Source organism: Kitasatospora sp. NPDC057542, from assembly GCF_042801945.1.
In the GTDB taxonomy this organism is placed as follows: Bacteria; Actinomycetota; Actinomycetes; order Streptomycetales; family Streptomycetaceae; genus Kitasatospora.
On sequence record NZ_JBHVFE010000387.1, the window covers coordinates 1 to 8,663 of the forward strand.

An 8,663-nucleotide genomic window follows, 5' to 3' on the forward strand; every position below is an offset into this window, starting at 1 on the left:
GCCCGATTTCGTGCCCGGGCCGCAGGCCGCAGGCCGCAGGCCGTCGGGTGCAACCGGGTCACGTGGGGCAGGTGCGGCCGGTCGCCGGGCCCCTGGGTGGGGAACTGCCGGCCCGCGCCGCCATCCTCGCCCGCGCCCTGGAGCCGGTGGACGGGACCTCTGCTCTCCGGCTCGGGCGGCTGGTACTGCCGCAAGACTCTCCCGAACCGACCCATGGGAGCGGCCCGCTACGCGCGCGGTGACGCCTGCTGGCTGTCGTAGTGCTCCTGGGCGGCGAGGAGCTCGTCTCCGTGTCGGCCGAACCACTGGATGAGTTCGGTCAGCGGCCCGGCCAGGCTGACCCCGAGTGCCGTCAGGTTGTAGGTGACCTGGGGCGGGGTGGTGGGCGCGACATGGCGGTCGACGAGCCCGGCCCGGGCCAGTGCCTTGAGGTTTTGCGACAGCATCTTCTGGCTGATGCCACCGACTCGTTGGTGCAGCTGCGCGAAGCGGTGCGGGCCGGCGATGAGGGCCGAGATGATCAGCGTCGCCCAGCGGCTTGTCGTCCGGTCCATGATCGGCCTGAGCGCGCACTTGTTGTCGAAGGTGTCGTGGGCCAGGAGTCGGGCGGCCGTCGCGACTTGCTGAGTTTCCATCACGTCATGAGCTTACAAAAAAGTAGGTACTTCCCAATAGTAATTGCCTTTCCTACGGTGACTTCCACAAGCACCAACGTTCGAGGAGTCACTGTGATCAGCAGCAACGCACGTACGGCGATCGTCACGGGCGCATCAAAGGGCCTCGGTGCGGGGATCGCCCAGGCGCTGGCCGGGACCGGCGCGGCCGTCGTGGTGAACTACCGGGAGGATGCGAAGGGCGCCGAACGGGTCGTCGCGGGCATCGCCGCCAAGGGCGGCCGGGCGATCGCGGTCCGGGCGGACGTGGCCCGCGGCAACGACGTGCGCCATCTGTTCGATCGCGCGCGCGAGGAGTACGGACCGGTCGACGTGCTCGTGAACAACGCGGCCGTCGCCGCCTTCGCGCCGCTGTCGGGCATCACCGAAGAGGAGTTCCAGCGCGAGATGACCACGAACCTGCTGGGTACGATCCTCACTACGCAGGCCCTGGCCGCGCAGGACGACATCGGCGCCGCGTCGATCATCAACGTCTCGACGGCCGGCACGCTTACCCACCCGCCGTACGCCTCGCTCTATGTCGCGTCCAAGAGCGCCGTCAACGCGTTCACCATCGTGGCGGCCAAGGAGCTGGGCCCGCGCGGTATCCGGGTCAACGCGATCATGCCCGGACCGTCGGACACCGAGGGCACCAGGGCCATGGGATTCCCCGGCTCGGCTCAGGAAGCACAGGCGATCGCCGGTACCCCGCTGGGCCGTACGGGCACCCCGGACGACTACGGCCCGCTGGTGGCCTTCCTGGCTTCCGACGACGCGCGCTGGATCACCGGGGATGTCATCCTTGCTTCCGGTGGCATGCGCTGACGCCCCGTCCGTTCGGCCAAGCGGCTCCGCCGCATGCCTGCAGTCGGCACGTCCCGCGGCCTGATCGGTGAACGCCCGCAGGAGGTGCGTGCGGCCGCCTCGGCGTGGCTCGCGCAGCTGACGGGTGGCCCTATTGCCCTCGCGGTACCCGGTCCAGGACGGGCGTGATGGTGTCGCCCGTCGCGACGGATCCGTTCTCGAAGGGTGAGTGCCGGGCGCCGCATCGGCCTCGGCGGCACCGTGATGGTGATCCACCGTCTCAAGCGCCACCGCGCGGTAGCCACGAGACTGCAAACTCGCTGTCCGCTACGAAGCAACGGTGCTGGTCACAGCCATCAACGAATGGCTGTGACCAGCACTTTCGAAACGCGCCCTGGGATCTCCGAACCGAGGATCAGGGGGCACCGTGGCCGTGTCGAAGGCCGTCTGGTCCTTTCGGCGGACGTGCTTGGCCTTGAACAGCAGGACCAGTTCGGGTGCCAGATCCGACGACGTCGAGCACCACCCGTGCCCTTGCTGCCGGGCCCAGCCCGGCTCGCCCTGCCGTTCGCGCTCGGGCGCGGTTCAGGCGACCTCCGCCCCGTGGCGCACCCGGTCGAAGCGGCCAGCGGCCAGGTCCTCCTCGGTGATCCAGACCGAGACGTTGACGAGTTCGCCCCAGCTCGCGTCCGCCGCCGAGCCCTCGACCTGCAGCAGTGGCCGGTGCCCGTCGGGCCGGGTGGTGTTGTGGCTGTCGCACCATCCGAGGAGCCGGATGTCGGCGCTGCCCAGGTGCTCGCGGCAGGCGTCCGAGACGCCCATGGCGTCCAGGTAGTCGTCTGCGAAGACCTCCCTGAGCTCCTCATCCAGGTACGAGGGCGCCGACAGGGCCCAGCGTGCCCGGACCGGCCGGGCGGGCAGTGGCTCCAGGCCGTCCGGGTCCGGTGGAGCGGGACGCTCCGGTGTGCCGGACGGGACGTGCAGCACGACGCAGCTCTCCCCGTCGGGATCGGCGGGGAACAGGTCGTGGAAGAACAGCAGCAGCCCGTCGGCCGGCAGCGGCCAGGGCCTGCCGCTCCTCCCAGCCCGGAAGGCCGCCGCCAGCCGGGCGCAGTCGAGTTGGGCGAGCAGTTCCATCGGGTAGCGGTCGCCCCCGGGCCAGTCGACGTCCTCGGGCAGTGCGGCGGGTCCGCCCGTCCGGCCGACCGGCGTCCAGCCGGGCGCGTCCTCGGGGACGTCCGGGCGCAGCTCCAGCGAGGGCCGAAGCAGTTCGGCGACGCGTGCGGTGCGATCCCCGCCCACCTGCTCGCGCAGGGCCGCGTAGAGCCCGTACGGCACCGGCAGACCAGGCGGGCCTGGCAGGTCGGCGTGCTTCTCGGGGTCGTACGGCGTCCATGCGTAGGTGTCAGACATGCGCCGATCCTGCCACCCGGCTCCGACACGAACGGAAGGCCGTCAGGTGCCGGCGCCCTCGGCCTGTTCCTGGCCGTCCATGTCGTCGCGGCGGGCACACGGGACGGCATGGTGGAGGTCAGCCTCGCCCCCGCACGGGCGGCAGCAGGTTGGCCGGCTCGTCCAGCCATGCCCGGTGCTCACCCCCGTCGACGGTCAGGCCGAACCGCCCGAATCCCGGACGGCCTTCCTTCTCCCACCACCGGTGGATCTCCTCGACCTCCGACCACATCCGACGAGGACCCGACTGGCGAACCTCGTACCGGCTCGCGCCGTCCACGAAGTCCACCGTCGCCCAGGACGTGACGCCGGTGTCGAACAGCCACAGGCTGGTCATGTCGTCGCCGTCGCTGCGCCGGTAGTACACGTCGGGTACGGCCAGGCCCACGACGAAGGACGCCAGCCAGTCGTCAACGACCTTGAACGGGCTGAGAGTCGTGTACTCCTGTGAGGCGTCGCCGGGCCAGTCGCCGGGCAGGTAGTCGTCGACGGACGGGGCCTGGTAGCGCTGCTGCCGCATGCGCATGAACGCCGAGGAACCGGTGAACGGGCCCGTGGCGGTGGCGCCGGAAACGGTCAGGCGGGCGACCGCTCCGCCCCCGAAGAGCGGCGCGAAGGGCAGCACCAGTACGCCCTGTGGGCGGATCTGCCCGATCACGGCCGGGGGGACCTCCCGTACCGCGCAGGTGAGAATCCCCCGGTCGTACGGGGCTCCCGGCAGGTATCCGTGTTCCGCGTCTCCCACCACCGCGGTCGGTACGGCGTCGAGGGCCCGGAAGTTGGCGGCGGCCCGGGCGGCGATCGCCGGGTCCAGTTCCACGGTCACCACGCTGTGCGCGCCCTGGCGCCGGGCCAGCAGTGCGGCGTTCCAGCCGGGGCCGGTGCCGCCCTCCCAGACCTTGTGGCCTTCGTGGACGTCCAGGTCGCGCAGCATGGAGGCCACCATCGTCGGCATGGAGACCGACGACGTCGGCTCCCGCTGTCCGCCGTCCCCACCGTCGTCCCACTGCGTCACGATCGCCGTGTCGGAGTACGCGAGTTGCAGCCACCTCTCGGGGCTCTCCGCGCGGTCGCAGCGTTCGTAGCCCTCGCTGGTGTCCGCCCAGAAGACGTCCGGGAGGAACAGGTGGCGGCCGACGTCGAGGAAGGCCTGGCGCCAGTCGGGGGCCAGCGCGCCCGAGGCCTCCAGCCGGTCTGTCAGCCGGACCCGGGCGTCGGCGACCGCCGTCACTTGTGCTTCGGGTCGGGAGTCGGGCCCTGTCCGTCGGGGTTCGGCTTCGGGCCGATCTGCGGGCCGCCGGGCTTGGCGTGGGCGCCGCCCTTTCCGTCGTTCGGGCCGCCCTTGTTCTCGTCGCCCACAGTGGTTCCTCCTCCTGCCCTCACTCCGAAGCTTTCGGAGCAGAGCGTAGTCGACCAGGCACCTTACGTGAAGTGGGCCGTGCTCCCAAGCGCCGGAACTCCTCAGCCGCTCAAGGACGTCACCGAGGACCGCCTGCAGATCGGCGCCCTGGTCACCGTCGGGTGCACCACCGTCGCCGCCGTCCACGGCGCCACCCGGGCGCTGATGCGCGCCCTGGTCATCGGCGCCGCGACGGTGAGAATGCACCGCAAGCTGCGTCGTGTGCGACAGCGGCCCGGCCTGGCCTGCTTCGCCGTCCTCTCCGCCTGCCGCCGTCCTGCGCGGCAGATCGACGGGCGGCTTCCCGGCGTCTCGCGCCTGCCGCCTCCCCGTCCACTCCACCTCCCGATCTGTTCCGCCTCCCCGTCATGCCTCGCCGGTCGGCCCGAGGGGGCGCAGCAGCTGGTCGAGGCCGAACTCGAAGCGTTCGTCGAACGCCGTGTCCTCCAGGTGTGGCACCACCCGGTCGAGCGCGGGGTAGCTTCCGGCGGCGAGAGCGGGGCCGAGGGTGTGTTCCTCGCCGGAGGCGGTGAGGGCCTGCTGCTCCTGCGTCAGGCCGAGCGTCAGGTACTGGATGCTCCAGAACGTCCAGGCGGAGCGGCGTTCGTCGAGTCCGGCGCCGAGCAGGGCCGCCATGACGTGCTCGGCGAAGGCGAGGGTCGCGGGCTCGGCGGCGTAGGTGCCAGCGACGACGGCCGCGCCGTCGCGGTGGGCGAGCAGGCTGCGGCGGTATCGGCGGGCCAGGTCGCGCACGCGCTCGTCCGGGGCCGCGGGCAGGTCGGTGAGCGGGACCTCGGCGACGATCGCCTCGGCCATCAGCTCCAGCAGCCGGGCCTTGGTCTTGGCGTGCCACAGCACGGTGTTCATCCGTACGCCGAGGCGTTCGGCCGTGCCGCGCAGGGAGACGGCGTCGGCGCCTTTCTCGTCGAGCAGTTCGAGCGCTGCGCGCACGACGGCGGCCGGGTCGAGCCGGGTCCGCGGGGCGGCGGGGGTTTGCTTCTTGGTCACTGACCTAGTCTACTGGAGGCATCGCTATTGGTCATTGACCAAGAAGGGGAGCTTCGTCATGCCCGAAGGAACGCACACCACCGCACGCACCACCACCACACACGCCACCACACACGCCACTGCCGCACACGCCACCGCACCGGACACCGCGCACGGGGTCGTCATCGCCGGAGGCGGACCGGTCGGGCTCTGGCTCGCCTGCGAACTGCGGCTCCACGGCGTCGACGTGACCGTGCTGGAGACCCGGGCCGAGCCCGACCCGCACTCCCGCGCCCTCACCGTCCACCCGCGCACCCTCGAACTGCTCGCCGCCCGGGGGCTGGTGGAGCCCTTCCTCGCCGAAGGACTGCGGGTGCCCAGCGGACACTTCGCCGCGCTCACCACCCGGATGGACTTCTCCCGGCTGGACACGCCCTACCCGTTCACCCTCGTCCTGCCGCAGGTCCGCACCGAGGAACTCATCGCCGCCCACGCCGAGGCCGTCGGCGTCCGCCTGCTGCGCGAGCACCGGGTGACCGGTCTGACCCAGCACGACGGCGCGGTGACCGTCGAGGTCGACACCCCCGCCGGGCAGCGGCAGCTACGCGCGGCCTACCTGGTCGGCTGCGACGGTAGCCGCAGCACCGTACGCGCCGCCGCAGGCATCGGCTTCCCCGGCAGGGCCGCCACCCGATGGGCCTGGATGGCCGACGTCACGCTCGACGCACCGCCCGCCGCGCACTCCAGCTCCAACGAGCACGGCACCGTCATGGTCTTCCCCCTGCCCGACGGCCTCCACCGGGTGGTCGGCAACGACGCGCACAGCGTCCAGGAACCGCCCGAGGCCCCCACCATCGAGGAACTCCGCACCCGGGTGCGCCGGATCGCCGGCACCGACCTCGGCATGCGCGACCCGCGCTGGATCTCCGTCTTCGGCAACGCCACCCGCCAGGCCGAGCACTACCGCCACGGCCGCGTCCTGCTCGCCGGCGACGCCGCGCACACCCACTTCCCCGCCGGCGGCCCCGGCCTCAACGTCGGCCTGCAGGACGCCGGCAACCTCGGCTGGAAGCTCGCCCAGACCCTCGCCGGCACCGCCCCCGACGGCCTGCTCGACAGCTACCACACCGAACGCCACCCGGTCGGCGCCGAACTGCTGCGCAGCACCAGCGCGCAGAGCGGCCTGATGACCAGCTACGCCCCGGAGAACCTCGCCATGCGGGAACTGCTGGGCGAACTCATCGGCGGGGTGCCGGAGTTCTCCGACGCCCTGGCCCTGCGCGCCGCCGGACTCGCCGTCGACTACCCGCCCGCCGAACCGTCCGGCGCCCACCCGCTCACCGGGACCCGCGCCCCCGACCTCGCCGTCCGCGGCGGCGGCACGCTGCTGCCCCTGCTGCGCCGCGGCCGCTACGTCCTGCTGGACCTGATCGCCGCCCCCGATGCCCCGTCGCCGCTCGCGCCGCTGGCCCACGACGTGACGCCCGGCCTCGACGTCCACACCGCCCCTCCCGCCGGCCGCCGCCCCGCCTGGTCCGGGGTCACCGCCGCCCTCGTCCGCCCCGACGGCCACCTCGCCTGGCTGTCCGCCGACGCCGATCCCCGCGAAGCCGCCCGCACCGCGGTCGCGGCGACGCTCGCCCGCCGGTAGGAGCGGGCGCCGTTGATCTCCCCGGGGAGCCGGACCGGAAAGGGGCACTGACGCGGGCGGAGTTCGGCCGGGCGGCGCCCCGGCAGTTTCCGGGAGGCTGACTGTGCGTGCCGACAGTGTTACTCTCCCACTAAGAGAGAGCTGACTCTCACTTGCTGGCCGGAACGCCATGTCGCCTATCCTGGCCCGGACCTGCAGGGGAGAGCGGTTCCGCCAAGCGTTCGCTGCTCTTGTGGCCCTTCGGCCGGTGAGGAGAGACCATGACCGCACCCGCACCGCAGTTACCCTTCGAGCGCCCCAACGCCCTGGACCTGGCGCCGCTGCTCGCGCGCCTGCGCGAGGAGGGCCCGATCACGCGGGTGACGACACCCGCCGGCGACCCGGCCTGGCTGGTGACCCGTTACGAGGAAGCCCGGGAGGTCCTGAGCGACCCCCGGTTCTCCCGGCTGCGCCCCGACACCGAGGACGCCCCGAGGATCTCGGCCTCGGCGCTGCACACACGCCCCGCCGTCACCCCTGAGGACGAGGACCGCGAGCACACGCGGATGCGCCGGATGCTGGCGCCCGCGTTCAGCGCGCCGCGGATGCGCCGGATGGGCGAGAGGATCGCGGAACTCGCCGAATCCTGCCTGGACGCGATGGACGAGGAGCGTTCTCGGGATCCGCAACGCGCCGTCAACCTGCACGACCACCTGTCGTTCCCGCTGCCGGTGATGGTGATCTGCGAGTTGCTGGGCGTTCCGGTGGCGGACCGGGATCTGTTGCGCGGCTGGTCGGAGCGGATCGCCGCGCTGTACGGCGGGGCCGACGGTGCCGCGGCCATGGCCGAGTTCGAGGCGTACGTGGCCGCCATCGCCGAGGAGAAGCGCGAGCAGCCGGGGCAGGACGTGATCAGTGACATCCTGGCCGTGCAGGCGCAGGACCCCTCGTTCACCGAGGAGGAGATGACCCGCCTGGCGGTGGGGCTGCTGTTCGCGGGCCACGAGACGACGTCGACCCGGATCGACCTGGGGGTCCTGTTCCTGCTGAGCGACACCGGCCGGCGGGACCGCTTCGCCGCCGACCCCGAGGGGTCGGCCCGCGCCACGGTGGAGGAGGTCCTGCGGATGGCTGCGCCCGGCGCTCTGGGCCTGACCCGCTACGCCCGCGAGGACGTCACCGTCGCGGGGGCGGCGGTCGCGCAGGGCGAGGCGGTGCTGGTGGCGATCAACGCGGCGAACCGGGACGGGCGGGCGTTCGAGGAGCCGGACACCTTCGACCCGTCGCGTTCCCCCAACGCGCACCTCGCCTTCGGGCACGGCGGCCACTACTGCATCGGCAACGCGCTGGCACGCACCGAGATGCGGATCGCGCTGACCGCGCTGTTCCGGCGCTTCCCCGGCCTGCGGCTCGCGGTGGACGCGCGCAGCCTGCGCGACCGTTCCGAACGGCTGGCGGGCGGCATCGGCGAGGTGCCGGTCCTGTGGTGAACGGGGAGCAGCGGCGCGAGCAGCCCGCCGCGCGGGTGATGGCGGACACCTCGCGGTGCGTGTCGTCGGGGCAGTGCGCGGTGACCGCGCCGTCGGTGTTCGACCAGGACGAGGCCGGGCAGGTCGTCGTGCTCGCTGCCGAGCCCGTCGGGCGGGCGGCGGAACAGGCCCGCGAGGCCGCCGCCAGGTGCCCGGTCTCGGCGCTCCGGTTGCATCCGGCGCGCTAGCTGCCGGTGGTGGTGTCGGCG

Annotated in this window: 9 protein-coding genes; 4 read left to right on the forward strand and 5 right to left on the reverse strand. The window is 72.6% G+C overall.

Features of this window, described 5'->3' with window-relative positions; translation table 11 throughout:
• Nucleotides 1-227: 227 nt before the first annotated feature.
• Nucleotides 228-635, reverse strand: coding sequence for a helix-turn-helix domain-containing protein (locus ACFU7Y_RS33725; protein WP_224283858.1), 408 nt, complete (start codon nucleotides 633-635; stop codon nucleotides 228-230).
• Nucleotides 636-728: 93 nt separating this feature from the next.
• Here ACFU7Y_RS33725 and ACFU7Y_RS33730 point away from each other — a divergent pair, with 93 nt between their 5' ends.
• Nucleotides 729-1,478: an SDR family NAD(P)-dependent oxidoreductase gene (locus ACFU7Y_RS33730; protein WP_224283859.1), complete on the forward strand. Its 750-nt coding sequence runs from the start codon at nucleotides 729-731 to the stop codon at nucleotides 1,476-1,478.
• Nucleotides 1,479-2,042: 564 nt separating this feature from the next.
• On the opposite strand, the gene ACFU7Y_RS33735 is transcribed toward ACFU7Y_RS33730, so the two are convergent.
• The 4 genes from ACFU7Y_RS33735 to ACFU7Y_RS33750 all read right to left on the reverse strand — a co-directional run bounded on the left by ACFU7Y_RS33735 (nucleotide 2,043) and on the right by ACFU7Y_RS33750 (nucleotide 5,316).
• The gene (locus ACFU7Y_RS33735; protein WP_380770646.1) at nucleotides 2,043-2,870 is read right to left on the reverse strand and encodes a DUF1963 domain-containing protein; all 828 of its coding nucleotides are present in this window, start codon (nucleotides 2,868-2,870) and stop codon (nucleotides 2,043-2,045) included.
• Nucleotides 2,871-2,988: 118 nt separating this feature from the next.
• The gene (locus tag ACFU7Y_RS33740; protein WP_380770647.1) at nucleotides 2,989-4,140 is read right to left on the reverse strand and encodes a protein-L-isoaspartate(D-aspartate) O-methyltransferase; all 1,152 of its coding nucleotides are present in this window, start codon (nucleotides 4,138-4,140) and stop codon (nucleotides 2,989-2,991) included.
• Nucleotides 4,137-4,268: a hypothetical protein gene (locus tag ACFU7Y_RS33745; protein ID WP_331768627.1), complete on the reverse strand. Its 132-nt coding sequence runs from the start codon at nucleotides 4,266-4,268 to the stop codon at nucleotides 4,137-4,139. The genes ACFU7Y_RS33740 and ACFU7Y_RS33745 overlap by 4 nt, the downstream gene beginning before the upstream one ends.
• A 406-nt stretch (nucleotides 4,269-4,674) precedes the next feature.
• Nucleotides 4,675-5,316 (reverse strand): TetR/AcrR family transcriptional regulator C-terminal domain-containing protein, encoded by a 642-nt coding sequence (locus tag ACFU7Y_RS33750; protein ID WP_380770648.1) that lies wholly within the window; start codon nucleotides 5,314-5,316, stop codon nucleotides 4,675-4,677.
• A gap of 58 nt (nucleotides 5,317-5,374) precedes the next feature.
• Here ACFU7Y_RS33750 and ACFU7Y_RS33755 point away from each other — a divergent pair, with 58 nt between their 5' ends.
• From ACFU7Y_RS33755 to ACFU7Y_RS33765, 3 genes are all read left to right on the forward strand, one after another.
• Nucleotides 5,375-6,946, forward strand: coding sequence for an FAD-dependent monooxygenase (locus tag ACFU7Y_RS33755; protein WP_380770649.1), 1,572 nt, complete (start codon nucleotides 5,375-5,377; stop codon nucleotides 6,944-6,946).
• A gap of 260 nt (nucleotides 6,947-7,206) precedes the next feature.
• Nucleotides 7,207-8,415 (forward strand): cytochrome P450, encoded by a 1,209-nt coding sequence (locus tag ACFU7Y_RS33760; RefSeq protein ID WP_380770650.1) that lies wholly within the window; start codon nucleotides 7,207-7,209, stop codon nucleotides 8,413-8,415.
• A complete protein-coding gene (locus ACFU7Y_RS33765) occupies nucleotides 8,412-8,642 on the forward strand; it encodes a 4Fe-4S domain-containing protein (RefSeq protein WP_308020328.1) in 231 nt (76 codons plus the stop codon). Before ACFU7Y_RS33760 ends, ACFU7Y_RS33765 begins: the two co-directional genes overlap by 4 nt.
• The last annotated feature ends 21 nt before the right edge of the window (nucleotides 8,643-8,663 follow it).

What these genes read in the sequence shown, in the direction of transcription:
- ACFU7Y_RS33725 (WP_224283858.1), bottom strand. Translation starts at nt 635, where the DNA reads ATGGAAACTCAGCAAGTCGCGACGGCCGCCCGACTCCTGGCCCACGAC.
- ACFU7Y_RS33735 (WP_380770646.1), bottom strand. Translation starts at nt 2,870, where the DNA reads ATGTCTGACACCTACGCATGGACGCCGTACGACCCCGAGAAGCACGCC.
- ACFU7Y_RS33755 (WP_380770649.1), top strand. Translation starts at nt 5,375, where the DNA reads ATGCCCGAAGGAACGCACACCACCGCACGCACCACCACCACACACGCC.
- ACFU7Y_RS33760 (WP_380770650.1), top strand. Translation starts at nt 7,207, where the DNA reads ATGACCGCACCCGCACCGCAGTTACCCTTCGAGCGCCCCAACGCCCTG.